The 22689-nt window shown below is 73.2% G+C and carries 23 protein-coding genes and 2 pseudogenes; 13 read left to right on the top strand and 12 right to left on the bottom strand.

The features are described from left to right. Positions 1-95: 95 nt before the first annotated feature. Complete coding sequence (locus ACZ79I_RS31520) at positions 96-563, bottom strand: DUF2690 domain-containing protein (protein WP_471501798.1); 468 nt, start codon at positions 561-563, stop codon at positions 96-98. A gap of 499 nt (positions 564-1062) precedes the next feature. On the opposite strand from ACZ79I_RS31520, the gene ACZ79I_RS31515 reads away from it, so the two are divergent. The 3 genes from ACZ79I_RS31515 to ACZ79I_RS31505 all read left to right on the top strand — a co-directional run bounded on the left by ACZ79I_RS31515 (position 1063) and on the right by ACZ79I_RS31505 (position 3084). Next, positions 1063-1479: a peptidase inhibitor family I36 protein gene (locus tag ACZ79I_RS31515; RefSeq protein WP_471501796.1), complete on the top strand. Its 417-nt coding sequence runs from the start codon at positions 1063-1065 to the stop codon at positions 1477-1479. Then, entirely contained in the window at positions 1476-2357 is an 882-nt protein-coding gene (locus ACZ79I_RS31510; protein ID WP_471501794.1) for a hypothetical protein, read from the top strand. Before ACZ79I_RS31515 ends, ACZ79I_RS31510 begins: the two co-directional genes overlap by 4 nt. 127 nt (positions 2358-2484) lie before the next feature. Then, positions 2485-3084 (top strand): TetR/AcrR family transcriptional regulator, encoded by a 600-nt coding sequence (locus tag ACZ79I_RS31505; protein ID WP_471501792.1) that lies wholly within the window; start codon positions 2485-2487, stop codon positions 3082-3084. A gap of 91 nt (positions 3085-3175) precedes the next feature. On the opposite strand, the gene ACZ79I_RS31500 is transcribed toward ACZ79I_RS31505, so the two are convergent. Then, positions 3176-4402: a PP2C family protein-serine/threonine phosphatase gene (locus ACZ79I_RS31500; protein ID WP_471501790.1), complete on the bottom strand. Its 1227-nt coding sequence runs from the start codon at positions 4400-4402 to the stop codon at positions 3176-3178. A 440-nt stretch (positions 4403-4842) separates the two neighbouring features. On the opposite strand from ACZ79I_RS31500, the gene ACZ79I_RS31495 reads away from it, so the two are divergent. Beyond that, positions 4843-5835 (top strand): glycoside hydrolase family 11 protein, encoded by a 993-nt coding sequence (locus ACZ79I_RS31495; RefSeq protein ID WP_471501788.1) that lies wholly within the window; start codon positions 4843-4845, stop codon positions 5833-5835. 47 nt (positions 5836-5882) lie between these two features. Here the strand turns inward: ACZ79I_RS31495 and ACZ79I_RS31490 are convergent, their stop codons facing one another. The 5 genes and pseudogenes from ACZ79I_RS31490 to ACZ79I_RS31470 form a co-directional block, all read right to left on the bottom strand. After that, positions 5883-6641, bottom strand: coding sequence for an isocitrate lyase/PEP mutase family protein (locus ACZ79I_RS31490; protein WP_471501786.1), 759 nt, complete (start codon positions 6639-6641; stop codon positions 5883-5885). After that, on the bottom strand, positions 6638-6826 hold the full coding sequence (locus ACZ79I_RS31485) for a hypothetical protein (RefSeq protein ID WP_471501784.1): 189 nt from the start codon (positions 6824-6826) through the stop codon (positions 6638-6640). The genes ACZ79I_RS31490 and ACZ79I_RS31485 overlap by 4 nt, the downstream gene beginning before the upstream one ends. 203 nt (positions 6827-7029) lie before the next feature. Beyond that, positions 7030-7321: pseudogene (locus tag ACZ79I_RS31480) on the bottom strand (carbohydrate esterase); the annotation flags it as partial. Positions 7322-7359: 38 nt separating this feature from the next. Then, complete coding sequence (locus ACZ79I_RS31475; protein ID WP_471505329.1) at positions 7360-8769, bottom strand: RICIN domain-containing protein; 1410 nt, start codon at positions 8767-8769, stop codon at positions 7360-7362. Between the two features lie 285 nt (positions 8770-9054). Further along, positions 9055-10170, bottom strand: coding sequence for an aminoglycoside phosphotransferase family protein (locus tag ACZ79I_RS31470; RefSeq protein ID WP_471501782.1), 1116 nt, complete (start codon positions 10168-10170; stop codon positions 9055-9057). A 105-nt stretch (positions 10171-10275) separates the two neighbouring features. On the opposite strand from ACZ79I_RS31470, the gene mmuM reads away from it, so the two are divergent. Together mmuM and ACZ79I_RS31460 are read left to right on the top strand one after the other, a co-directional pair. Continuing rightward, positions 10276-11205 (top strand): homocysteine S-methyltransferase, encoded by a 930-nt coding sequence (gene mmuM, locus ACZ79I_RS31465; protein WP_471501780.1) that lies wholly within the window; start codon positions 10276-10278, stop codon positions 11203-11205. Positions 11206-11320: 115 nt separating this feature from the next. Then, positions 11321-11518, top strand: a pseudogene (locus tag ACZ79I_RS31460) (alpha/beta fold hydrolase); the annotation flags it as partial. Between the two features lie 44 nt (positions 11519-11562). Here the strand turns inward: ACZ79I_RS31460 and ACZ79I_RS31455 are convergent. Both ACZ79I_RS31455 and ACZ79I_RS31450 read right to left on the bottom strand, forming a co-directional pair. Then, entirely contained in the window at positions 11563-13191 is a 1629-nt protein-coding gene (locus ACZ79I_RS31455) for a carboxylesterase/lipase family protein (RefSeq protein WP_471501778.1), read from the bottom strand. Positions 13192-13344: 153 nt separating this feature from the next. Next, entirely contained in the window at positions 13345-13929 is a 585-nt protein-coding gene (locus ACZ79I_RS31450) for a hypothetical protein (RefSeq protein WP_471501776.1), read from the bottom strand. A gap of 3 nt (positions 13930-13932) precedes the next feature. Between ACZ79I_RS31450 and ACZ79I_RS31445 the strand changes: the two genes are divergently transcribed. Genes ACZ79I_RS31445 through ACZ79I_RS31430 form a run of 4 tightly spaced genes read left to right on the top strand, consistent with a single transcriptional unit; the run spans position 13933 to position 17193 of the window. After that, on the top strand, positions 13933-14928 hold the full coding sequence (locus ACZ79I_RS31445; protein ID WP_471501774.1) for an FAD:protein FMN transferase: 996 nt from the start codon (positions 13933-13935) through the stop codon (positions 14926-14928). Then, positions 14925-15656, top strand: a complete 732-nt coding sequence (locus ACZ79I_RS31440; protein ID WP_471501772.1) for a ferric reductase-like transmembrane domain-containing protein — start codon at positions 14925-14927, stop codon at positions 15654-15656. Before ACZ79I_RS31445 ends, ACZ79I_RS31440 begins: the two co-directional genes overlap by 4 nt. Continuing rightward, positions 15653-16975 carry an NADH-ubiquinone oxidoreductase-F iron-sulfur binding region domain-containing protein gene (locus tag ACZ79I_RS31435; RefSeq protein WP_471501770.1) on the top strand — a complete coding sequence of 441 codons (1323 nt, stop codon included), beginning with the start codon at positions 15653-15655 and terminating at the stop codon, positions 16973-16975. Before ACZ79I_RS31440 ends, ACZ79I_RS31435 begins: the two co-directional genes overlap by 4 nt. Then, positions 16972-17193, top strand: coding sequence for a ferredoxin (locus tag ACZ79I_RS31430; protein ID WP_471501768.1), 222 nt, complete (start codon positions 16972-16974; stop codon positions 17191-17193). Before ACZ79I_RS31435 ends, ACZ79I_RS31430 begins: the two co-directional genes overlap by 4 nt. Before the next feature lie 31 nt (positions 17194-17224). Here ACZ79I_RS31430 and ACZ79I_RS31425 read toward each other — a convergent pair whose 3' ends face one another. Further along, the gene (locus ACZ79I_RS31425) at positions 17225-17785 is read right to left on the bottom strand and encodes a hypothetical protein (protein ID WP_471501766.1); all 561 of its coding nucleotides are present in this window, start codon (positions 17783-17785) and stop codon (positions 17225-17227) included. 98 nt (positions 17786-17883) lie between these two features. Here ACZ79I_RS31425 and ACZ79I_RS31420 point away from each other — a divergent pair, with 98 nt between their 5' ends. From ACZ79I_RS31420 to ACZ79I_RS31410, 3 genes are all read left to right on the top strand, one after another. Beyond that, positions 17884-18576 carry a response regulator transcription factor gene (locus ACZ79I_RS31420; protein ID WP_471501764.1) on the top strand — a complete coding sequence of 231 codons (693 nt, stop codon included), beginning with the start codon at positions 17884-17886 and terminating at the stop codon, positions 18574-18576. Continuing rightward, positions 18573-19916 (top strand): sensor histidine kinase, encoded by a 1344-nt coding sequence (locus ACZ79I_RS31415; protein WP_471501762.1) that lies wholly within the window; start codon positions 18573-18575, stop codon positions 19914-19916. The genes ACZ79I_RS31420 and ACZ79I_RS31415 overlap by 4 nt, the downstream gene beginning before the upstream one ends. Positions 19917-20204: 288 nt before the next feature. Continuing rightward, positions 20205-20606: a VOC family protein gene (locus ACZ79I_RS31410; RefSeq protein WP_471501760.1), complete on the top strand. Its 402-nt coding sequence runs from the start codon at positions 20205-20207 to the stop codon at positions 20604-20606. Here ACZ79I_RS31410 and ACZ79I_RS31405 read toward each other — a convergent pair. Continuing rightward, positions 20589-21290, bottom strand: coding sequence for a helix-turn-helix domain-containing protein (locus tag ACZ79I_RS31405; RefSeq protein ID WP_471501758.1), 702 nt, complete (start codon positions 21288-21290; stop codon positions 20589-20591). The two genes, ACZ79I_RS31410 and ACZ79I_RS31405, sit on opposite strands and share 18 nt — an antisense overlap. Positions 21291-21456: 166 nt before the next feature. Then, positions 21457-22605, bottom strand: a complete 1149-nt coding sequence (locus ACZ79I_RS31400) for a YihY/virulence factor BrkB family protein (protein ID WP_471501756.1) — start codon at positions 22603-22605, stop codon at positions 21457-21459. Positions 22606-22689 lie beyond the last annotated feature (84 nt).

Raw genomic sequence — 22689 nt, 5'->3', positions numbered from 1 at the left:
CTCCCCGCAAACCGTCTCACCAGGCCGTCGCCGCCCTGCTGCGCTTTCATGGGGCCCGACCGTACCGTTCCCCGGCGGCAACGGTCTCCCGCCCGTCAGTACGAGCCGGTGCGGGCGAACATCTCGTGGGGGTCGTCGCCGATGTAGGACCATGCGGTGGCGAAGCCGGTGGTGTTCTTGTCGTTGAGCATCGGCGAGAGCTTCTCCTGGGTACCGGTGGTGTGGTTGCACGTGTAGTGCTTCATGTCGCTGTTGCGCCAGACGTTGCAGCCCTTGCCGGTCCAGTACTTCTCCGGGACGTTTGCGTCGACCATGGCCCACACGGTGCGGCAGCCGCTGCTGTACCACAGCGACGCGGTGACCGAGACATGCAGGTGGTAGCGCGAGCTGTAGTACTTGTCCGTCTTCTTCTTGACGATGCGTCCCGTGCTGCTGCAGCCGGTGTAGACGGGGTCCTTGCCGTCCCACTTGCGGTTGGCGGCATCGGCCGGGCCGGCGAGGGCCAGGGTCGTGCCCGCCGTCAGCACGACGGCGGCCACCGCGCTCACTGCTCGCAGTTTCATCTCCGTGCTCCCCTCGGTAGGGCTCCGGCGCACCGGCGCCCGCGAAGGGGGCGGCCCGGCAGCCCCGTCCATGGTCGGTGAGCCGCCGTGCCCGAACGGGCGATGCGGAGCGGCATCCCCGCGCGCCCCTGACCCGTTCCCAGCCCGCCCTCGATCCGCGGGCCGATCCCCCGTGACGAAAACAGAAGGTACAGGGGCGAAACGGGGGGAACAATCGGCATGGCCTCAAGGAGGGGCAAAGTCCGCTCTGTGCCACGGCGGAATGCTGCACGGAGCACTTCGGTGATGGCCCGCTCCCGGGCGGGTGGAACGGCCGCCCGCGTCCCGCGCAGGCGTCATTCCGGTCCCTGTCCGCGCTGGTCGGACCGCGAGACGTCCCGCCGTCCCCTCATTCGTGCGGTGGGTGTGGCATGCGGGCCCGCCCGCCCCGCACTCTCGGTGCCGGCACGGCCGCACAGCACGGCGTAACACTCCCCAGCCACACGACGGAGGATGTCTCGTGGGAATCACGCGAACGGCGAGGACCACACGAGGGAAGCTCGCTCTGGGTTCCTTCCTGGGCGCAGCGGCACTCGTACTGACCACCATGGCCACGGCGGGAACCGCCGAAGCCGCCTACAACTGCCCGTCCGGCGCGCTGTGCGCCTACACCTCGACGTACGGCAACGGATCACGCGGCGCGGTCTACCAGGACAACAGGGACCTCACCGGCTTCTCCCAGTTCCGCGGCGCCGAGTCCCTGTGGAACGCCGGCACGTCCTGCAACGTACGCGTCTACAGCGAGCGCAACTACACGGGCCACTACTGGACACTGGACCGCGGCACCGGGATGTACTCCCTCAACGACGTGGCCAACAACCCGGAATGGGGCACGGCCCTCTACCACCACGTCTACTCGAACAACTGGTGCGTATGAGCCGAGGTTCCGCACGACTCGCCGAAGTGGCACTCGTCGCCGTGTTCGCGGCCGGCTGCTCCCTCCCGGGGAGCGGCGGCCGCGGGCCGGTCACCTACGACCCCCGGCCGCTGTCCGCCGCTCTGGTGACCTCCGTGGCCGACACCGCGCGTCTGCACCAGCGTGAGGAGTCCGCCGTCGCCGCCTGCATGGCCCGCCGCGGATTCAGGTACGTGCCGCAGCGAGCGACGACGAGCGAACGGGCGGTCACCACCAACCCGTACGGGCTGCTGCGCGAGGAGCAGGCACGCCAGGACGGTTACGGCGCGGTGGGCGAGATCCTCAGTGGGGCGGCCAACCGCGCTCCGGCGGCCACGCACCACCCCGCCGACTGGACGAAGGCGCTGGTGGGCACGCACGCAATGACACTCACCCTCCCGACGGGCATGGCCTTGACCTACCGGCCCGACGGGTGTGCCCACCAGGGCCGGGAAGCAGCGTACGGCCGGGGCTGGACCCGGCTCGAGTACGAACTGGAGGGTCTGCAGGCGACCGTGATGGACCGGGTCGAAGAGGACGGCCGGTACACCAGGGCGCTGTCCGCGTGGTCCGCGTGCATGCGGAAATCGGGCCACTCATATGCGGATCTCCAGGCCCCGAGACGGGAACTGGCCCGCGGCATCGAGGCAGCCGGCGGCGACGACACGGCACTACGGGCCCTCGGCCGCAAGGAGCTGCACATCGCGGCGGACGACTACGCCTGCGAGCGCCGGGCACGGCTTCACGAGGCGGTGTACGCGGCGCAACGGGACGTGGAGCGCGCCGTGTTGAGCGCCTCGGCGCGGGATGACATCCGGCGCTACCGGGCGGTGAAGCGAGCGGCGCTGGCGGGTGCGTAGCCGGTTGTCCCGGACCGGGGGCGAGCGGTTGGGCCGGATCGGCTCCTGGGCAGGATGAGCGGGCGGCGCCGTCGGAGGCGGTATGCCCTAGGGTCTTGCCCAGGACCCCCAGGTGAGGAGCTGCCCCTTGGCCCGTGCCGGGCTCACCGTCGAGCGGATCGTCGCCGCGGCGGCCGATCTCGCGGACGAGGCCGGGTTCGAGAACGTCACGCTGTCCGCGCTGGCGCGGCACTTCGGCGTGAAGGACGCGAGCCTGTACTCGCACATCAGAAATCTGCCGGACCTGCGCACCCGCGTCGCCCTGCTCGCCGGCGGCGAGCTGATCGAGCACATCGCAGCGGCGGTCGCCGGGCGCGCGGGCAAGGACGCGCTCGCCGCCTTCGCCGGTGCCTACCGGGAGTACGCGCTCCGGCATCCGGGCCGGTACGCGGCCACCCAGATCCGTGTCGACCAGGCACTCGTCGCCGGCTCCCCCGCCCTGCGCCGCACCGCCGAGATCACCTACGGCATGCTCCGCGCCTACGGACTCGACGAACCCGATCTGACCGATGCCGTACGCCTGCTGCGGAGCACGTTCCACGGCTACTGCGCCCTCGAAGCCGCCGGCGGCTTCGGCGCGCCCCGGGACGTGCAGGCATCGTGGGACAAGGCCGTCGACGCCCTGCATGTGGCCTTGTCGCACTGGCCGCGCGAGGAGAAGCAGGGGGAGGCGGAGAGTGGACGTTGACGACCGGCCTCCGCCGGGACGTGCGCGGCAGCGGATGCCGGACGGCGCCGACCGGCGGCGGTCGTGGGGATGGTGAGGGCGTGGAGATCGCTCAGTCGAGGACCGCGAGGTGGTCCGCGGCGCCCCCGTGCCATTCGATCACGAAGAGGGTGGCGTCGTCGCTGGTGCGCCCGCCCCGTTCCGCCTTCAGCGTGTGGGACAGCCGGCGCAGATCCGCCCGCAGCCCCTCCGACGGCTGCGTTCCCCACCGGTTGACGCAGTGGATGAGGCGCTCCTCGCCGTACAGTTCCCCGTCGCCGACGTGCTCCTCGATGATGCCGTCCGTGTAGCACAGCACCCGGTCGCCCCGCTGGAGCATGTGCTCTCTGATCCGGGGCTGCTCACCGCCGAAGCCGACGGGCAGCGTCGTCGCGCTCTCCAGCTGCCGTACGACCCGGCCGTCGCGGACCAGCAGCGGCGCGGGATGGCCCGCGTTGACCAGGGCCAGCTCACCGGTGGCGATGTTGAGGTGCATGAGCTGCGCCGTGACGAAGTGGTCGGGACCGAACTCCCGGGAGACGGCCTCGTCCATGTAGGCGTACTTCTCCTCCAGGCTGACGAACACGCGCCGGGCATGCCGGTAGGCGCCGATGGCGATGGTGGCCATCATGGCGGCGTCCAGGCCGTGGCCCATCGCGTCGATCACCGCGGCGTGCAGGATGCTGTCGTTGAGGGCGTAGTCGAAGCTGTCGCCGGCGACGCGGTAGGCGGGCTCCAGGATGCCGGCCACCTCGACCTGCGGCATGCACATGGACAGCGGCGGCAGCAGGGCCCACTGGATCTCCGCGGACACACTCATCGGCTCCCGGCGGCGGGCCTGGAAGAACTGGTCGGTGTAGGCGTTCTTGGTGACCAGCAGGTCCGCCACCAGACCCGCGAGCCGGCACAGCAGGCGCCGGTCGTCGTCGCCGACGGCGTCCAGGGTCAGGGCCATCACACCCACCTGGTCGCTGCCGTCCAGCAGCGGCAGATACATCCGCACGCCATCGTGGGCCTGCGGCACCTCGACGACGTGCGCGCGCAGGAAGGCCCTGCCGGCAGGCGATTCGCCCACCGGCTGGGGCTGGCCCACGTGCAGGTTCCTGCCGGCAAGCGGCACCAGCAGCTCCTGCGCGTAGTCCTGGAGCAGGATGGAGACGTCACGGCCTCCGATCCTGGCCACCTCCTCCGCGATCAGTGGGGCGATCAGCTGCGGCGGCATCAGCCGTGCCCTGTCCAGCAGCACGCCGAGCAGCCGTTCCCCGAAACCCTCCGACCGGTCCACGCTCTCCTCGTCCATGCCCCGGGTTCGCCACCTCCTTCGTGCCACCGCACCGGTCTCCGCCTCGGCACAGGGTGACCCGCGCGGCCACCGGAGCGGCTCATTACGCCATGCGCAGCATGGCGCCGGGCACGAGAGACCTCGAAACTTTCGGCAAGTTTCGCATCACCCATTGATCTCCCGAGGGGAACTTGCCCCCTTTTCCTCGACCGGCCGAGCAGCCATACCCAGACACCAGGCATGATGCCCTCCTCGACTACCCTTTCGCGTGCGAAGCTTTCGAAATATGAACCGAAACCGTTGACACTCGACGAAGGCAGACCAACACTGTTCGCCCACGCTGCGCGGCACCTGCGCGCGGTCGGCGTCACCTCCCGGCTGCCGGCAGCCTCGCCGGGGCGTGTCGCGCTGCCCGCCCTCACCACCTTCACGAGGACACGAGGAGGAAGCACGTGCACATGGAAGCGCTCGTCCGTCCGAAGAGCCGCAGACGCGGCCGTCTCACGACGCTCGTCAGGAGCGCCTGCGCGCTCGCCCTGGTCGCCCTGGGCGCGCTGGTCCTGCCGGGCACCGCCAGCGCCGACACGGTCATCACGTCGAACCAGACCGGCACCAGCAACGGTTACTACTACTCCTTCTGGACCGACGGCGGCGGGTCGGTCTCCATGAACCTGGGCTCCGGCGGCACTTACGGCACCTCATGGAGCAACAGCGGGAACTTCGTCGCCGGCAAGGGCTGGAGCACCGGCGGACGCAGGAGTGTCACCTACTCGGGCAGCTTCAACCCGTCCGGCAACGCGTACCTGTCCCTCTACGGGTGGACGACCAACCCGCTCGTCGAGTACTACGTCGTGGACAACTGGGGCACCTACCGGCCCACCGGAACGTACAAGGGCACCGTCACCAGCGACGGCGGCACGTACGACATCTACGAGACGACACGGGTCAACGCCCCCTCCATCGAAGGCACTCGGACCTTCAACCAGTACTGGAGCGTCCGGCAGTCGAAGCGGACGGGCGGAACCATCACCACCGGCAACCACTTCGACGCCTGGGCCCGCAACGGAATGAACCTGGGCACCTTCAACTACATGATCCTCGCGACCGAGGGCTACCAGAGCAGCGGGAACTCCGGCATCACCGTGGGCGACTCCGGTTCCGGTGGCGGCGGAGGCGGAGGAGGCGGCGGCTGCACCGCCACCCTGTCCGCGGGACAGCAGTGGAGCGACCGCTACAACCTCAACGTCTCGGTCAGCGGCTCCGACAACTGGACCGTGACGATGAACGTCCCGTCCCCCGAGAAGATCATCGCCACCTGGAACATCACCGCCGCCTACCCCAGCGCCCAAGTCCTCACCGCCCGGCCCAACGGCAACGGCAACAACTGGGGCGTCACCGTCCAGACCAACGGCACCTGGACCTGGCCGGCGGTCACCTGCAGCCCAGGCTGACCCGAATTCCGCAACAGCGCACCCGCGGCGCGGCGAAACGACGGCCGTCATCCACCGCTCAGGGCGCATACCTCGTCGTACGCCGGGGCCGCGCCCGTGGGCCGGTGGCCGTCGCGGACGGCTTCGGCGGCCGTCAACGCCGCGCCCAGGGCGTGCCGGTAGAGAAGGGAGCCGAGGCTGACGCGGCGCACGCCGAGGTCGGCGAGGTGGGCGAGGGCCGGCCCGGTGGGCGAGTAGAGGATGTTGAGGGGGACGGCGACATGCCGCACGAGGCGGGCGATGCGCCCCGGATCGGTGAGCCCGGGCACGAACACGCCGTCCGCGCCCGCTTCCTGGTATGCGTCGAGACGGCGGAGGGTGTCCGCCTGGTCCCCGTCGCCGAGCCAGTGGGTGTCGGTGCGGGCGTTCACGAAGAGGCCCGGCACGGCCGACTTGACGGCGGCGATCTTGGCGGCGTGCGTCCGGGCGGGCCCCAGGCCGTCCTCCAGGTTGATGCTGGCGGCACCCACGGCCCAGAGTTCACGGGCGAACTCGGCCACCGCGTCCGGGTCCTCGGCGAAGCCGCCCTCGGCGTCCACGGACAGGAGGAAGGGCCCGCTGCCGAGGGCCAGGGCGAGCCCCAGGGTCTGCTCGCGGGTCGCCGCCGCCCCGTCGGGCAGCCCGGCGGCGGCGGCGACCCCCAGGCTCGTCGTGCCGATCGCCGTGAACCCCGCGGCGGCCAGGGCGGCCGCGGAGGCGTGGTCCCAGGCGTTGGGCAGCAGCAGGGGCCCGTCGGCGTGGTGCAGGTCGCTGAGGGGCGTCGTCATGAGAGGTCGCCCACGGCGTCGGCGTAGTACCTCGATCCCTCCAGATGCCGGGCGAGTTCGGCGAAACTCCAGCCCTCGCCCGCGGCGAGGGCCTCCCGCGGAGTTTCGGTTCCGGTTCCGGTTCGGGTTCCGGTTACGGATCCGGCTGGGTGCGGGGCCGTGTCCCTCTGCTGCGTTTCGGTCATACGGGAACGCTAGGGGCGGGTCGCTTCGGCCGGGACCGAAGTGTCGTCGCCGCGAACGGCCGGGGAACGCAAACCCGCACGCGGGCCCGGGGATTCGGACCTGGGGCGCCCCGGTTCCGGTCGGGACGCCCCAGGGGCGTGTGGGCGGGGTCGCGCCCGGCGTGCAGACCCCGCACGGAGGGGGCGGCGCACCCTCGCGGTCGACGCGACTTACCCTCCGGTATCAGATCTTGCGCCACGCCTGCGTCTCGCACCAGACCCCGCGTACGCCGTTGCGCCATAAAGGCACCTATGCGCGGTGTCCCGCTTCTCGTGGGAGAGGGGGACCGGCATGGAGCCCTCGGCGGCCGCCACCGACCGGATCACCGCGGGGTGGCCCACGCCGAGACCGTTCACCAGCAGCGCGGTGTCGTTGTCGAGCGTACCGTCCGCGCCGGACCGGCGGCGGACGATCGCTCCCACAGGCGCCGCCCGTCCGCCCTTTTCGGGCCGGCCGGTTCGCCCTCAGGAGGGGAACGTTCACCATGGGCCGGTCAAGTGCCCTGCGTCCACTGCTGGTTCGTTCCGCCGTTGCAGGTGTAGGTGATGACCGCGGCCGAGTCTGCGGTGGACGCGCCGGACACGTCCAGGCACTCGCCGCTGGCGCGGGAGGTGATGGTCACGTAGGAGCCCGACGCCGTGACCGACCACTGCTGGGCGGTGGCCCCGGTGCAGTCCTCCTGGGTGACGTCACTCGCGTTCTCCTGCAGACACAGGGAACTGCCGCGGCCCATCAGCTCGTAGGATCCGCCGCCGAGGTCCTTGAACCACCACTTCTGGTTGGTGCCGCCGTTGCAGGTGTACTGGCTGACCGCGACGCCCTGCCACAGCGACTGGTTCGGCACGTCGGCGCACTTGCCGCTGTGCCGGGCGATCAGGGTGCGGTACGTGGCGCCGGTGCCGGCGATCGTCCCGGCGGCCGTGTCCACCGTGACCTCCGGGTACCAGGACATGGACATCGTGGTGGACGTGGGGAAGGACAGCGGCAGCCAGACGTACCGCGAGTCGTTGACGGTCCCGCCGAAGGAGTTGCCCCAGCGGTCGCCCAGGTAGAGGTACGAGGTGCCCGACGTGCCCTGCACGGGCAGGACGTACGCCGTCTGGGAGCCGTACGCCGTGGAGTCGCCCACGTTCGTCATGGACGTCCACGGGCCGGCCGGGCTGGTGGCGGTGGCGTACTGCTGCTGGTTGGGGCTCCAGCCGGTCGCGCCCGACGTCAGCATGAAGTACACGCCACCGCGCCTGAAGAGGGCGGGGGCCTCCCGGTGGCCGCCCGGCCAGGGGTTGGCGACCAGGCTGTCGATGCCGGTGTAGTCGGTGGTGAGCCGGTAGATGTGCAGGTCGTAGTTCTCGTTGGCGGCCGAGACCATGTAGCCGGTGCCGTCGGTGTCGGTGAAGACGGTGAGGTCGCGGGACATGTACTGGCCGAGCGGCCGGAAGCTGCCCCGGTAGGTGTAGGTGCCGTCGACGGTGCCGGAGACGGCGACGGCCGCGCGGGCCTCGCTGTAGTCGGTGCCGTTCTCCTTGTGCATCCACATCACGAACGTGCCGGTGGAGGCGTTGTAGAGCACCTTGGGGCGCTCGATGTAGGCCGTGGCGAGTTCGGGGGCGCTGGAGCGGGTCAGGACGTGGTTTCTGAACTCCCAGTTCTTCAGGTCGGTGGAGCGGTAGGCGTCCACGTACCGGAAGGTGTTGTCGGCGTTGCGGTCCTCGCCGAACCAGTAGTAGTACGGCCCGACCTTGATGACCCCGCCGCCGTGGGCGTGCACGACGGCGCCCGATGTGTCGGTGAACCGGGTGCCGTTGGTGACGGTCAGGGCCGCGGCCCGTGCCGGGCCCGCGGTCACCAGGGCCCCGGCCAGCGCACAGCACAGGGCGAGCAGGATCGCGTACGCGCGTCTCATGTCACGCCCCCTCTCCGCACGGGCGGTCCCGGGGACCGCGGCGGGCGCGCCTGTGGCCAGGGCGCCCTTCAACACCGGTCTGCGGCCGGGGGCTTCGGGCAGGTCGTCGTCGCGGCTCATGCGGACCGCCTTTCCGGGTGGGGGCAACGGGATGCGGTGCGTACAGCGCGTGCGTGTTCGATATTCCGTACTACATCTGCCATTCCGAACGCCGAAAAGGTAAGGGCGTGCCGCCGGGGGGTCAACGGGCCGGGAGCGACGGGATGGAAATCGCTTGCCGCGGCGTCAGCGGCCCGAGGGCGGCGGCGGAAAGCCCAGGGACGGCGCCAGGGCCCGGGCCTCGGCCGCCCAGTCCGCCAGGAACGCCAGCGTCAGGCCGCGCTCCCGGTAGCGCAGTTCGGCGGACACGGTCCGTGTGCCGCCGTAGTCGAGCTGCTTCTCCTCGCCCGCGCGGGCGAGCATCAGGGCCGTGAGCCAGTCGTACTTCACGGCCGACGCGCACACCCCGAGACGGACGAGGCGTTCGTCGCCCCGCCAGCCGCCCGCCCGTAGGCCCTGCAGATAGGCGTCGTACACGGCCGCCGCCAGTTCGGGAAGCCGGGCGGCGGGGACGAAGAGGTCGAAGACCGAGTCGGGGACGTAGTTGCCGATGTCCTCGCCGAGCGCGCCGTCCCCCGCGAACGCCCAGTCGAACAGCACACTGTCCGCGCCCTGGGCCCTGAGGTTGGCGGGCCAGTGGTCGAGATGGCTGAACACGCGGGGCAGCGACTCCATGATCTGCAGAAACCACTCCCGGTCGTGGTGCAGCCGGACCATGCTCTCGCGCAGCCCCGCCGGGAAGTGGTCCCGCACCAGCGGCTGCCGCCAGGCGGCGTCGTCGTCGAGCAGATCCCGGCCGAGGGTGTTGCCGCCGGTGTACTCGCGCAGGAAACGACGCGAGAGCCAGGGGTGCCGCCGCTCGCCGACGGCGCCCTGCGCGGCGCCGAGGCGGTGGGCGTGCCCGGCGTGGCGAGCGATCGACCACGACGTGGCCGGCTCGCCCGGCACGTCCTCCAGCCACAGCGCCACGTCACCGTCGGGGTGCTCGACGCGGGCCAGCAGCCGCGGCGCGCGAACGCCCCACCGCTGCCACACCTGCGCGAGCCCGGACTCGTACACATACGCCTCACGGCGCCAGTAGTTCCAGTGCCGGGGGTCGTCCGAGGCCGCCCAGTGGGCGGTGGCCTCCTTGGTACGGGTCAGCAGCTTCAGGACAGCCGAGCGGTCCCCGGCGCTGACGCGCCACACGCCCGCGGTGACCCCGTTCCCGGGGTTGTGCGCGAGAGGGGTGAGAACGGGCCTGCCCGCCGAGGCGCCGAAGACCTCGCGCACGGCGGCGTCCAGGAGCGCGGGTTCGGGCATGCCGCAAGGGTAGGCGACGGCCCCGGCCGTGTCCGCATGGCCGGCGATCCGCCCGCCCCCTGGACGGCCGCCGGCGTCCGTCCGCGTTTCGGTTAGCGTCGGGACATGAACGGCAGCACCGCTCCCACCCTCGCCGACGCCCTCGCCGCCGGGACGGTCGTCCTGGACGGCGGCTTGTCGAACCAGCTCGAATCGGCCGGGCACGACCTGAGCGACGAACTGTGGTCGGCACGGCTGCTCGCGGAACGGCCGGAGGCGATCACCGAGGCGCATCTGGCGTACTTCGAGGCGGGGGCGGACGTGGCGATCACGTCCAGCTACCAGGCCACCTTCGAGGGATTCGCGCGGCGCGGCATCGGCCGTGAGCGGGCGGCCGCGCTCCTCGCCCTCAGCGTGGGGCTGGCCCGCGAGGCGGCGGCGCGGGCACACGCCGAGGGCATCACGCGCCCGCTGTGGGTGGCGGCGTCCGCCGGCCCGTACGGGGCGCTGTCGGCGGACGGCTCCGAGTACCGGGGCCGCTACGGCCTCACCGTCGCCGAACTGGAGGCCTTCCACCGCCCGCGCCTGGAGGTCCTGGCCGCGGCCGGGCCCGACGTGCTCGCCCTGGAGACGGTCCCCGACGCGGACGAGGCCGCGGCGCTGCTGCGGGCGGTGCGCGGGCTCGGGGTGCCCGCCTGGCTGTCGTACACGGTCTCCGGCGGGCGTACCCGTGCCGGTCAGCCGCTGGAGGAGGCGTTCGCCCTGGCCGCCGGAGCGGACGAGGTGATCGCGGTGGGCGTCAACTGCTGCGCCCCCGAGGACGTGGACGACGCGATCGGGCTCGCCGCGCGCGTCACGGGCAAACCGGTGGTGGTCTACCCGAACAGCGGCGAGAGCTGGGACGCCCGGTCCCGCGCCTGGGACGGCCGCTCCACGTTCACGGCCGCCCGGGTCACGCGCTGGCGCGACGCCGGGGCACGCCTGATCGGGGGATGCTGCCGGGTGGGGCCGGAGGCGATCGCGTCGGTCGCGGAGAGCCTGCGGGGCACCGCCTGAGGGCGCCGCGGTGGTGACCGGGCCCGCCGCTCCGGTGGTGACCGGGCCCGCCGCTCGGCGAAGAGGTGTCTTGTCCCGCCCGCCGCACGCCCGGTGTGATCGCATGGCCGTCACCGCCCCGTGGCCGACGCTGGTGATCTGCGGGACCTGGCGGGATGCGCCGGAGCCGTACCGCACGCACGTGGGCGAACCTCTGATCGCCTGCGCCGAGGCCGTGGCCGACGCTGTCGGCGGCCGGCTGCTCCGGGTACCCGGCTCCTACCCGCACACCCAGCAGCCCGGCACCGTCAACGCCGCTCTGCGGGAACTGTGGGGCGGACCGGCGGCAGGCACGTCGCCACCGCGGACGACGGCCCGTCACCCCCGTGGACCGTCGTCGCGCCGCCGTGCTCCCGCCGGCCGCCGCAGCCGGCGGACCGCGGACAGCGGTGCCGTGCCGCGCAGGGACGCGCCGTTCCCGGTACCCGGGGCGGGGGCGGTCCGCGGTGCGGTGGAGGCGGCCGCCCACAGCGTCATCTCCCTGTCGCGGGGACCGTTGACGACCGGGTCGCCGTCGCCGCCGAAGACACGCACCGGATGCGAGGCGTCCCACGCGGGCCAGCCCGGATCGCCCTCCGTCGCGAAGCGCACCCACGCCCGGTTCATCTCCCGGGCCAGTTCGCGGGGCGCGTGCGGGCCGGCCAGTTTCGCGGCCTCCGGCACGCCGGCGCTGTCGAAGACGAAACCCAGCTCCAGGGCGTGGCAGGCGCCGAGGCCGGGAAGGCCGGAGCGCCAGGCGAACTCGTAGACGTAGGCGGGCGCGTGGCCCCGGCGGGAGTCGGCCAGCCGGTGCAGCGGGCGGCGCAGCAGGTGGTCCGTGACCATCTGGCCGACCAGGTCGGACACGGCGGCGTCCGGACGGGCGGTGCGGTAGCCGCGGGGCACCTCGGGACCGCAGTGGCAGCGGGCCATCGCGCCCGCCAGGGCGACCGGGCCCAGCCGGTCGATGCGCTCGACGAGCCCGGTGGGCACCAGCCACAGCCGGTACTCCTCGCTGGTCCAGCCCATCAGCAGGGGGACGTCCCGGGCGACTCCGTCGAGCAGCGCCTCCAGCGGGTCGCGGGGCACGAGGTCGCCGTCGACGACGATCCCGAAGGCGGGCCCGCCGAGGACGGGGCCGGCCCGGCGCCCCGCCTCCGCCTGGGCCGCGGCCAGCAGCGTGCGGTCGGCCTCGGCGAACGCGGCCGCCGTGGCCGGCACCTTCAGCCGGGCGGCCATACGGCGCACCAGGCGCCGCACCTTGTCCCGCTGCGTCGACTCGGGCGGCCCGCTCTGCAGCACCGCCCGCCGGAACAGCCCCCGGGCGCGCGGGCTCGCCAGCAGCGCGCCGATGCTGATCGCGCCCGCGGACTCGCCGAAGACGGTCACCCGGTCCGGGTCTCCGCCGAACGCCGCGACGGTGTCGTGCACCCACTCCAGCGCGGCGAGCTGGTCGCGCAGTCCGGCGTTGGCGGGGGCGTCCGGGAAGAGGCCGTAGCCCTCCACACCCAGGCGGTAGTTGAAGGAGACGAGGACGACGCCGGCGCGGGCGAAGGCGCTGCCGTCGTAGACGGGCACGGCGGAGGAGCCCCGGGTCAGTGCGCCGCCGTGGACCCACACCATGACCGGGAGCCGGGCTCCGGGCCCGGGCTCGGGGGTCCAGACGTTGAGGTTGAGGCAGTCGTCCCCGGGGACCACCGGGTCGGACAGATAGCGGGCGAATGCCTCCGAATACGGCGGCTTGGGCGGCGTCGGGCCGAACGCGCCCGCGTCGCGCACCCCGTCCCAGGGCTCGGGCGGAACGGGCGGGCGGAAGCGGTGCGGGCCGAAGGGCGGGGCGGCGAAGGGGATGCCGCGGAAGACGGCGACCCCGTTCTCGTACCGCCCGCGCACCGCCCCGCAGGGAGTGCGGACCACGGGGTCCGGCAGGCCTGCCGGGGTCTCGGCCGCCTCGTCCGCACGGTCCATCCGGCCCGCTCCTCACGCTGGGGGACTGCTTCTGTCACCGCATCACATCACTTCCCCGACCCACGGCACCGTCCAACGGGATCCGGCAGAAGTGCGTGCCGGACGGTCGTCTTCTCGTGACGGCCCGTCACCGCGGCGGCCGCTCGTCCGAGATTAGCGTCCTCTTAGGGGGGCCTTAACCCGCCGTCCGCTGGGGTGAGACGGCACGCGCGGGGTCTCCACCACGCAGGTGGGATCGCCCCGCACGGTCCTTGAGGACCGTGGTCCCCAGGCAGGAGCGAACAGCATGAAACACAGGGACACCGCCGACGCGGAGCGCCATGACGGCCTGAAGCGGCTGTCCAGGCTGACCTGGCGCGTCACCCAGCTCAGCGCGCTGGCCACGGTGGCCTTCGCGACGCTCTTCACACGGTCCGCGCCGGTCGTCGCCGACACCCAGTCGCCCGGCACCGAGTCGGCTCCGGGCGGGGTCGGCGCGAGTGCCGCCGCCTCTCCCACGGCCTCCGTGCCGGAGTCGCCCTCGGCCTCGCCGTCCGCCTCGGCCTCCGCGAGCGCGTCGCCGACCGCCTCGGCCGGCCCGAGCAGGTCCCGCACGCCGACCGCCACGACGACCACGCGCTCCGCGGCGCCCGCCCCGACGGCCACCCGCAAGACCACCGCGCCGGTGATCACGCCGACGACCACGGCGCCGAAGCCGACGCCGAAGCCCACGCAGACGACGTCGTCGCCGAGTCCCAAGGGATGAGCGGCTCCACCCGGCCGGCCGGCGCCGTCGCGCCGCTTCCCGGCATCGCCCGCGCGGAGTTCCGGGCCCTGGGTACCGTCGCCACCCTGCTGGTCGCACAACCCGCGGCGCTGGACGAGGCCCGGGGGCTGCTGGACGCGGAACTCGCGGCGATCGACCTCGCCTGCTCCCGGTTCCGCGAGGACTCCGAACTGAGCGCGCTCAACCGGGCCGACGGCCGTCCGCTGCGCGTCAGCGGCACGTTCGTCGACGCACTCGGTGTCGCCCTCGACGCCGCGGCGGCCACCGACGGCGACGTCGACCCGACGTGCGGCGGCGTGCTGGTCGACCTCGGCTACGACCGGGACTTCACCGAGGTCGCCCGGGACGGCGCCAGGACCGTCGTGACCGCGCGGCCGGTGCCCGGCTGGCGCGTGGTCGAACTCGACGCGGAGGCAGGCGTGGTGCGGGTCCCGGCGGGCCTGGTGCTCGATCTCGGGGCGACGGCCAAGGCCCTGGCGGCGGACCGCGCCGCGGCCCGGATCCACGCCGCCGTCGGCTGCGGCGTGCTGGTCAACCTGGGCGGTGACATCTCCGTCGCGGGACCGGCACCGGACGACGGCTGGCGGATCCTCGTCACCGAGGGCACCTCCCCGGCCGACGAGGACCCCGGTCCCGTGCGCTCCGGCGCACCGCACCGGAGCGTCGCCATCACCGAGGGCGGCCTCGCCACCTCCGGGACCGGGGTGCGCCGTTGGCGCCGCGGCCGGGAGACGGTCCACCACATCGTCTCCCCGGCCACCGGGGAGTGCGCACCCGCCCACTGGCAGACCGTGACGGTCGCCGCGTCGACGTGCGTGGGAGCGAACACCGCTTCGACGGCCGCCATCGTACGGGGGGAGGCTGCGGTCGACTGGCTCGAAGGGCTCGCCGTGCCGGCGCTCCTGGTCCGCCCCGACGGCCGCGCCACCGTCACCGGCGCCTGGCCCCGCCACCACGGAACAACCGGATGACCAAGATGCCCCTGACGACCGCCCCCCTTGCGCTGCCCTTCGAGGTGTCCTTCGACGGACCGGGCCTGTGGTACGCGACGCGTGCCACCGGGCTCGTCGCGCTTCTCCTGCTCACCCTCTGCGTCACCCTCGGTGTGCTGACCACGGTCCGGTTCGCCAGCCCGAAGTGGCCGCGCTTCGTCACCGTCGGCCTGCACAACAACACGTCCCTGCTCACCGCGGTCTTCCTCGCTCTGCACGTCCTGACCACGGTCGTGGACTCGTACACCGACATCCGTCTGACCGACGCCTTCGTTCCCTTCGCCGCGAACTACCGCCCCGTGTGGCTCGGTCTGGGCACGGTGGCCTCGGACCTGCTGATCGCCCTGATCGTCACCAGCCTGGTCCGCGTACGCATGGGACACCGCGGCTGGCGCGCGATCCACTGGCTCGCGTACGTCAGCTGGCCGGTCGCGGTGGTGCACGCGCTCGGCACCGGCACCGACCCGGCGACGGTCTGGGGGTCGGCTCTGGTGCTGGTCTGTCTCGGCGCGGTCCTGGGGGCGTCCGTGTGGCGGCTCGCGACCGGCTGGCCCGAGCGCAGGGGCCTGCGGCTGGCGGTGGCCTCGGCGGTGGTCGCCGTGGTGCTGGCCGGCTGGGGATGGGCGAGCAGCGGGCCGCTGGCCCCGGGCTGGTCCCAGCGGGCTCTCGCGCCCGTGACGCACGCCTCCGTGGTGAGGGCCTCATGACGCTGACCACCACGACCCGTCTTCCCGCCGCACCGCGACTGCCCAGACTGCTCGCCGGTGCCCCGCGGAACAGGCCGGCCGACCTTGCCGAGCACCTGGCCCTGCACGGCCGTCCGCCCTTGGGCGGGCCGGGTGACCGCGACCGCCCGGACCGCCTGATCGACCGCGTCGAGCGGTCCGGACTGACCGGCCGGGGCGGCGCGGGGTTCCCGACGGGGCGCAAGCTCCGCTCGGTGCTGGACCGCCGGGGCACGCCGGTCGTCGTGGCCAACGGCTCGGAGGGGGAACCCGGAAGCGCCAAGGACCATCTGCTGCTGACCCGGGTGCCGCACCTCGTGCTGGACGGGATCTCCCTGGCGGCGTACGCGGTGAGCGCGGACGAGGCGTACCTCGCCGTGCACCGTACCGACACCGAGGTGCTCACCGTGCTCGACCAGGCGCTGGCCGAACGCCGGCAGGCCGGTCTCGACCCGGTACCGATCCGGCTGGTCGGGATACCCGGGCGCTATGTGTCGAGCGAGCAGTCGGCCATCGTGCAGTACCTCAACAAGGGGCCGGCCAAGCCGACGTTCGCGCCGCCGCGACCGCACGAGCGCGGTGTGCACGGCCGTCCGACCGTGGTCAACAACGTCGAGACGCTCGGCCACCTCGCGCTGATCGCCCGCCACGGCGATGTGTGGTTCAGGTCGGCGGGCACGCCGGGCGCACCGGGGACGACCCTGGTCACGGTCAGCGGCGCCGTGGGCCGGCCGGGCGTGTACGAGATCGAGCTGGGCACTCCCGTCGGACACGCCGTCACCCTTGCCGGGGGGCTGGTGGAACGCACCGGCGCGATCCTGGTCGGCGGCTATTTCGGAACGTGGATTCCGGCCGACACCGCCTGGTTCACCCCGCTGACCCACGCCGACCTGCGGGCGGTCGGCGGCGCCATGGGCGCGGGGATCGTCATCGTGCTGCCGGAGTCGTCCTGCGGGCTGGCCGAGACGGCACGGGTGGTCCGCTACCTGGCCGAGGAGACCGCCGGGCAGTGCGGGCCGTGCGTCAGGGGGCTTCCGGAGCTGTCGAACGAACTCGTCACCCTCGCCTACAGCGGCGGCCGGGGCCGCACGCTGGCCCGCGTCCGGCAGCTCATCGAGCTCGTCGAGGGCCGCGGCGCGTGCAAGCACCCCGACGGGGCGACCCATCTGGTGCGCAGCGCGCTGACGGCGTTCGCGGAGGACGCGTACTGGCACGACGAGGACCATCCCTGCACGGGCCTGGAGCGCCCGCCGCTGCTGCCCCTGCCGGACGATCACGCACGAGACTGGGAGTTCCGGTGAGGTACAGGCTGCGCGTCAACCCCATCACCTGCGAGGCGCACGGCATGTGCGCCGAACTCCTGGGCGAGATCATCAGCCTGGACCCGTGGGGATACCCGATCCTCGACCCCGGCGCGGTGCCCCCCGAACTCGTCGGGCACGCCGAGCGCGCGGTGGTGAGCTGCCCGACGCTGGCGCTGATCCTGGACCGCTCCTCCCGCGCCCGGGCGCGGGCCTGAGCCGGGTCCGCGGCACGGTGTCCGGCCGGGTTCAGTGGTGATCGTCGCCCTCGTGCTCGGTGCCGTCCTCGGACTCGGTGACGACCTGCGCGGTGGGGACGCCCGAGGAACAGCCGACCCGCAGGACGACCAGTGAGCGGGAGGACTCGAAGGTCACGGAGGCGACACGCGAGGGCCCCCGGGACACCGACTCCACCCGGTATCCCTGCGCCGGGCTCCACGACGTGAGATACGCCCCGGCCGCGCCGCACACGGCGAGCGCGGTGCCTCCGGGCGAGGCCACGGCGTCGGTGTGGCCGGTGGTCTGCGACGGCGACACGGCCGGGGCCGGACGCGAAGGGCCGGGTCCGGCGTCGGCCCGGGCGCCGGCGCGCGGCCTGCCCGAGGTTGCGGCGGCCGGATCCGAGGGGGCTTCGGCCGGGTCCGAGGAGGCGGCCGCCAGCGCGCGGGCGACGTCGTCGCCGCTCCAGGTGCGCGTCCGGCCGGCGTAGATGCCGTCACCGAGCGCCGAGATCGCGAGGAGACTCAGGGCGGTCGCCATGGCGGCGCCGATGGTCCAGGCGGCCACACCTCCGAATACGCGCGCGTTCATGGGCGTCATCATGGCCGTTCGCGTCCTAAAGCCGGGTAAAGGCTTCGACAAGGCCAGGGGTGAGGCACACGGCACCGGCTGCATTATCGTATGGCGCCATGGCACAGCTGCTGCTCGTGGAGGACGATGCGGCGATACGCACTGCCCTGACCCGTTCCCTGACGGAGCGGGGGCATGCGGTCGCCAGCGCGGGCACCGGCCTGGAGGCGCTGCGACTGCTGGTGGAGCGTCAGCCGGATCTGCTGCTGCTGGATCTGGGGCTGCCCGATCTCGACGGCTATGAGGCCCTTCGCATGATCCGTGCGGTCAGTGATGTGCCGGTGATCGTCGCCACGGCCCGCGACGAGGAGGCCGAGATGATCCGGGTGCTCGACGCCGGAGCCGACGACTACCTCGTCAAACCGTTCGGGCCGGGCCAGGTCGACGCCCGGATACGGGCCGTGCTGCGCCGCACCACGGCCGACCGGGCCGGTGGCGTGGAACCGACGGTGGTCGGCGGCCTCGCCTTCCGGCCGGACGCGCACGAGGTGCGGCTGGAGGGCCGTCTGCTGGAGCTGAGCCCCAAGGAGTTCGCCCTGCTGCACTACCTCGCCGTGCGCGCCGGGCAGGTGGTGCCCAAACGCGATCTGCTCACCCACATCTGGCGGCAGCCCTACGGGGGCGCGGACAAGACGGTGGACGTGCACCTCGCCTGGCTTCGGCGCAAGCTCGGTGAGACGGCACAGGAACCCCGCTACCTGCACACGGTGCGCGGCGTCGGTGTCAAACTCATGGATCCGACGATGTCATGAGGCGGCGCCTGGTGCTTCTGGTGGTGGCGACCAGCTCTCTCGTGCTGGTCGCCTTCCTGCTGCCCCTGGGACTGCTCGTGCGCACCGTCGCCGAGGACCGCGCGATCGACGGGGCCGTGACCCGGGCCCAGTCGATCACGCCCCTGGTCGCCACCCTGGACCGGCCCCGACTGGCCCAGGTCGTCGGGGAGCTGGACGCCGAGGCCCCCGCCAGTCCCCTGACCGTGTTCCTCGCCGACGGCGGCACCGTGGGGGCATCGGCGCCGCGCTCGCAGGCCATGCGCCTGGCCGCGAGCGGCCGCAGCATCGTCGCCCAGGCCCCGGGAGGAGTCGAGGTCCTGGTCGCGGTCCAGGGCTTGCCGGAGGGCACGGCGGTCATCCGGGTCTTCGCCCCGGAGTCCGAACTGCGCCACGGGCTCGGCACGGCCTGGCTGCTGCTGGGCGCGGTGGGGGCCGGGCTGCTGGTGCTGAGCGTCCTGGTGGCCGACCGGCTCGCCCGTTCGCTCGTCCGGCCCCTCAGCGATCTGGCGCACGCCTCCGACCGCCTCGGGGCGGGCGATCTGTCGGCCAGGGCGTCACCCGCCGGTCCGCCGGAGGTACGCAAGGTGGGAACCGCGCTCAACACCCTGGCCGGGCGCATCGGGGAACTGCTGACGAGGGAACGCGAGTCCGTCGCGGACCTCTCGCACCGCCTTCGCACCCCGCTGACCGCGCTCCGCATCGAGGCGGAGTCGCTGGCCGACCCCAGGGAGAGCCGGACCATCAGCGAGGGACTGGACACGCTGGAACGCACCGTGAGCGACATCATCCGGGAGGCGCGCCGCCCGTCCCACGGCGGCCTGTGGGCGGTCTGCGACGCCGCCGCGGTCGTACGGGAGCGCGCCGACTTCTGGTCGGTGCTCGCGGACGAGCAGCAGCGGCCGATGTCGGTCCGGATCCCGGCGGGCCCGATTCCCGTGCTCGCCTCCGCCGAGGATCTGGCGGCCTGCGTGGACGTGCTCCTGGACAACGTCTTCGCGCACACGCCGGACGGAGTCGCCTTCGGCATCGGCCTCTCTCCCCGGCCGGGCGGCGGCGCGCGGCTGACGGTGCAGGACGCCGGGCCGGGATTCACCGGAGGCTTCCCCACCGAGCGCGGCGCCAGCCGGGCGGGCTCCACGGGGCTCGGCCTCGACATAGCGCGGCGTACGGCGAAGGCGGCCGCCGGAACGCTGGAGCTGGACAACGGGCCGGCCGGTGGCGCGTCGATCGTGCTGGAGCTGGGCGCGCCGCCCGGATCCCCGCCGCGCCGCCACCGGCGCCATGTGCGTCCGCCCCACGCCGGCACCGGCTCGCGGTGATCCCGCCGGAGCCGCCCGCGGCCGCCCGCCCGGAGCCGCCCGCAGCCATCCACCCAAGACCGCCCACGTCCGTCCGCCCAGGACCGCCCACGTCCGATTCGTTCAAGACCCGCCCGCAGCCGTCCACCCAAGACCGGCCGCAGCCGTCCACCCAAAACCGCCCACGTCCGATTCGTTCAAGACCCGGCCGCAGCCATCCACCCAAGACCGCCCACGTCCGTCCGCCCAGGGCCGCCCACGTCCGATTCGTTCAAGACCCGGCCGCCTTCGCCCGCCTACGGTGGCCGTATGACTCCACGATTCGACGTGATCGGCCTCGTCGTCTCCGACCTGGCCGCGTCCCTCGCCTTCTACCGCCGTCTCGGCCTCGTCTTCCCCGAGGGCGCCGAGCGGCAGCCGCACGTCGAGGCCGAACTGCCGGGCGGGCTGCGGCTCGCCCTGGACCCCGAGGAGACCGTCCGCTCCTTCCACCCCGGCTGGCGGCCCCCGGCCGGCGGCTACCGGGTCGCGATGGCCTTCCGCTGCGACTCCCCCGCCGAGGTGGACAGGGTGTACGAGGAGCTGGTGGGCGCCGGGTACCACGGCGAGCTCAAGCCGTGGGACGCCCCCTGGGGGATGCGGTACGCGGTCGTGCACGACCCGGACGGCAACGGCGTCGACCTGTTCGCGCAGCTACCCGCGGGCCAGTAGGTCACCCAGCGGCATCCCCGCCAGCTGCCGCACGTCGCGCGCCAGATGGGCCTGGTCGGCGAAACCGGCACGTGCCGCGGTCTGCGCGTAGGGCACCCCCGACCGCGCCAGCGCCAGCGCCCGCTGCAGCCGCAGCACGCGGGCCAGCGTCTTCGGGCCGTAGCCGAACGCGGTGAGCGAGCGGCGGTGCAACTGGCGCGCGCCCAGGCCCAGGGCGTCGGCGGTGGCGGCCACCGGGCGGCCCGCGTCGAGGGCCGCGACCAGGGCACCGAGCAGCGGGTCGGGGGCCGGCGCCCGTCCGGCCCTCTCCAGCGCGATCTCCTCCAGCGCGGTCGCGGGATCGGCGGCGGCGCTCACCCGCCCGGCCAGTCGGCGCACCTCGGCGGCGGGCCACAGGTCGGCCAGCTCGACGCGCCGGTCGCGCAGTTCGTACGCCGGTACGCCGAGGAGGGCGGGTCCGCCGCCGGGGCGGAAGCGGACACCGGCCCAGCGCGTGGGCGGGCTCCCGGGGTGGTGGGCGTGTGTGTCGGGGCCCGCGACCAGGAGCCTGCCCTCGGTCCACAGCAGGTCCATGCAGCCGTCGGGCAGGACCGGCGGCCCGGCGGCGCTCGGCGTGTTCGTCCACACGACCGCGCCGTCGAGCCGGGACGCCCGTTCCGCGTATCCGCCTTCGCCGGCAGCCATGTGCCTCACGCTACGCCCGCGGGGCCCGGTGGTCTCCGGCGGGCGATCGCCTCGGAGCGCGTACGGCCGCCGGAGCCGGACCGCGCACGGCCGCCGGAGCCGGAGCGCGCACGCTCCGTCGGCCGGCCGCGCGGCGGGGAACATCCGGACGGCGGCAGGGCGCCGCTCACTCCCCCGCCTCGTCCGCCTTCCGTGCCTGAGGGGGCGCGCTGCGCGCATGTGTCCGCAGCCGTGACGTGACGTCCTCCGGGGGCAGGAAGCGGGACCAGCGCTCCGGGAACTCCGACGGCATGTCCGGGTCGTCGGGGTCGGCCGCGCGGGCCGCGGCCGCGCGGGCCACGTACTCCGCCGCCTGCTCCTGCCGCAGCCGCTCGTTCGCCTCCCGGGCCGCCGCCGTCGCCGCGGCCGGCCACACGCGGTCGATCGCCGCGTTGACGGCCGCGCCGACGAGGACCGCGAACGCGGACACGCCGATCCACAGCAGGACGGCCACGGGCGCGGCCAGCGAACCGTAGATGGTCGGGCCCTCCACCGTGTGCGTCAGGTAGATGCGCAGCAGGAGGCTGCCCAGTACCCACATCGCCAGCGCCACCAGCGCGCCGGGCACGTCCTCCACCCACTGCGAGCGCACCGGGACCGACACCTGGTACAGCGTCGTCAGGAACACCACCGACAGGATGATGACCACCGGCCAGTACAGGATCTGCACCACCGTCGTCGACCACGGCACGACGTTCACCACCGCGTCCGGTCCCGCCACCATCAGCGGCAGCGCGACCGAGCCGATCAGCAGCGCCACGATGAAGAGCACGAACGCGAGCAGCCGCGTCTTGACGATGCCCCGGGTGCCGTCGAGCCCGTACATCACGGTGATGGTGTCGATGAAGACGTTCACGGCCCGCGACCCCGACCACAGGGCGAACAGGAAGCCGATGGAGATGATGTCGGGCCGGCCGCCCTTCATCACGTCGTGCAGGATCGGCTGGGCGATCTCCGTGACGCCCTTGTCGGACAGGACCGTGCGGGACGCCTCCAGGAGGTTGTTCTCCAGGCTCTGGATGGTGTCGGCGCCGGTCCAGTCGTCGACGTACCCGAGCAGCCCGATCAGGCTCAGCAGCAGCGGCGGCACGGACAGCAGCGTGAAGAACGCCGCCTCGGCCGCGAGACCGAGGATGCGGTACTCCATGCACGAGTTGACGGTGTCCTTCAGCAGCAGCCAGGCGGTCCTGCGCTTGGAGACGTTCCGGTAGAGGGCACGCGCCCGGTGGAGACGGCCTGAAGGCCGCTCGGAGGGTTCACTTGCTGCTGGCTGCACGCCATAACGGTATCCGCCGCCGGGGCCCGCACTCACCCCCCGGTGAGACGACCTGCCCGGGGTGGGGCATGCGCCGCGGCAAGA

The sequence above is a fragment of the Streptomyces sp. PSU-S4-23 genome, assembly GCF_055632315.1.
This window is presented reverse-complemented; position numbering and strand designations above follow the sequence as displayed.

Coding starts and splice junctions, on each gene's coding strand:
- ACZ79I_RS31520 (WP_471501798.1), bottom strand. CDS start 563: ATGAAACTGCGAGCAGTGAGCGCGGTGGCCGCCGTCGTGCTGACGGCG.
- ACZ79I_RS31510 (WP_471501794.1), top strand. CDS start 1,476: ATGAGCCGAGGTTCCGCACGACTCGCCGAAGTGGCACTCGTCGCCGTG.
- ACZ79I_RS31500 (WP_471501790.1), bottom strand. CDS start 4,402: ATGGACGAGGAGAGCGTGGACCGGTCGGAGGGTTTCGGGGAACGGCTG.
- ACZ79I_RS31495 (WP_471501788.1), top strand. CDS start 4,843: ATGGAAGCGCTCGTCCGTCCGAAGAGCCGCAGACGCGGCCGTCTCACG.
- ACZ79I_RS31490 (WP_471501786.1), bottom strand. CDS start 6,641: ATGACGACGCCCCTCAGCGACCTGCACCACGCCGACGGGCCCCTGCTG.
- ACZ79I_RS31485 (WP_471501784.1), bottom strand. CDS start 6,826: ATGACCGAAACGCAGCAGAGGGACACGGCCCCGCACCCAGCCGGATCC.
- ACZ79I_RS31475 (WP_471505329.1), bottom strand. CDS start 8,769: ATGAGACGCGCGTACGCGATCCTGCTCGCCCTGTGCTGTGCGCTGGCC.
- ACZ79I_RS31470 (WP_471501782.1), bottom strand. CDS start 10,170: ATGCCCGAACCCGCGCTCCTGGACGCCGCCGTGCGCGAGGTCTTCGGC.
- mmuM (WP_471501780.1), top strand. CDS start 10,276: ATGAACGGCAGCACCGCTCCCACCCTCGCCGACGCCCTCGCCGCCGGG.
- ACZ79I_RS31455 (WP_471501778.1), bottom strand. CDS start 13,191: ATGGACCGTGCGGACGAGGCGGCCGAGACCCCGGCAGGCCTGCCGGAC.
- ACZ79I_RS31445 (WP_471501774.1), top strand. CDS start 13,933: ATGAGCGGCTCCACCCGGCCGGCCGGCGCCGTCGCGCCGCTTCCCGGC.
- ACZ79I_RS31440 (WP_471501772.1), top strand. CDS start 14,925: ATGACCAAGATGCCCCTGACGACCGCCCCCCTTGCGCTGCCCTTCGAG.
- ACZ79I_RS31435 (WP_471501770.1), top strand. CDS start 15,653: ATGACGCTGACCACCACGACCCGTCTTCCCGCCGCACCGCGACTGCCC.
- ACZ79I_RS31425 (WP_471501766.1), bottom strand. CDS start 17,785: ATGAACGCGCGCGTATTCGGAGGTGTGGCCGCCTGGACCATCGGCGCC.
- ACZ79I_RS31420 (WP_471501764.1), top strand. CDS start 17,884: ATGGCACAGCTGCTGCTCGTGGAGGACGATGCGGCGATACGCACTGCC.
- ACZ79I_RS31415 (WP_471501762.1), top strand. CDS start 18,573: ATGAGGCGGCGCCTGGTGCTTCTGGTGGTGGCGACCAGCTCTCTCGTG.
- ACZ79I_RS31410 (WP_471501760.1), top strand. CDS start 20,205: ATGACTCCACGATTCGACGTGATCGGCCTCGTCGTCTCCGACCTGGCC.
- ACZ79I_RS31405 (WP_471501758.1), bottom strand. CDS start 21,290: ATGGCTGCCGGCGAAGGCGGATACGCGGAACGGGCGTCCCGGCTCGAC.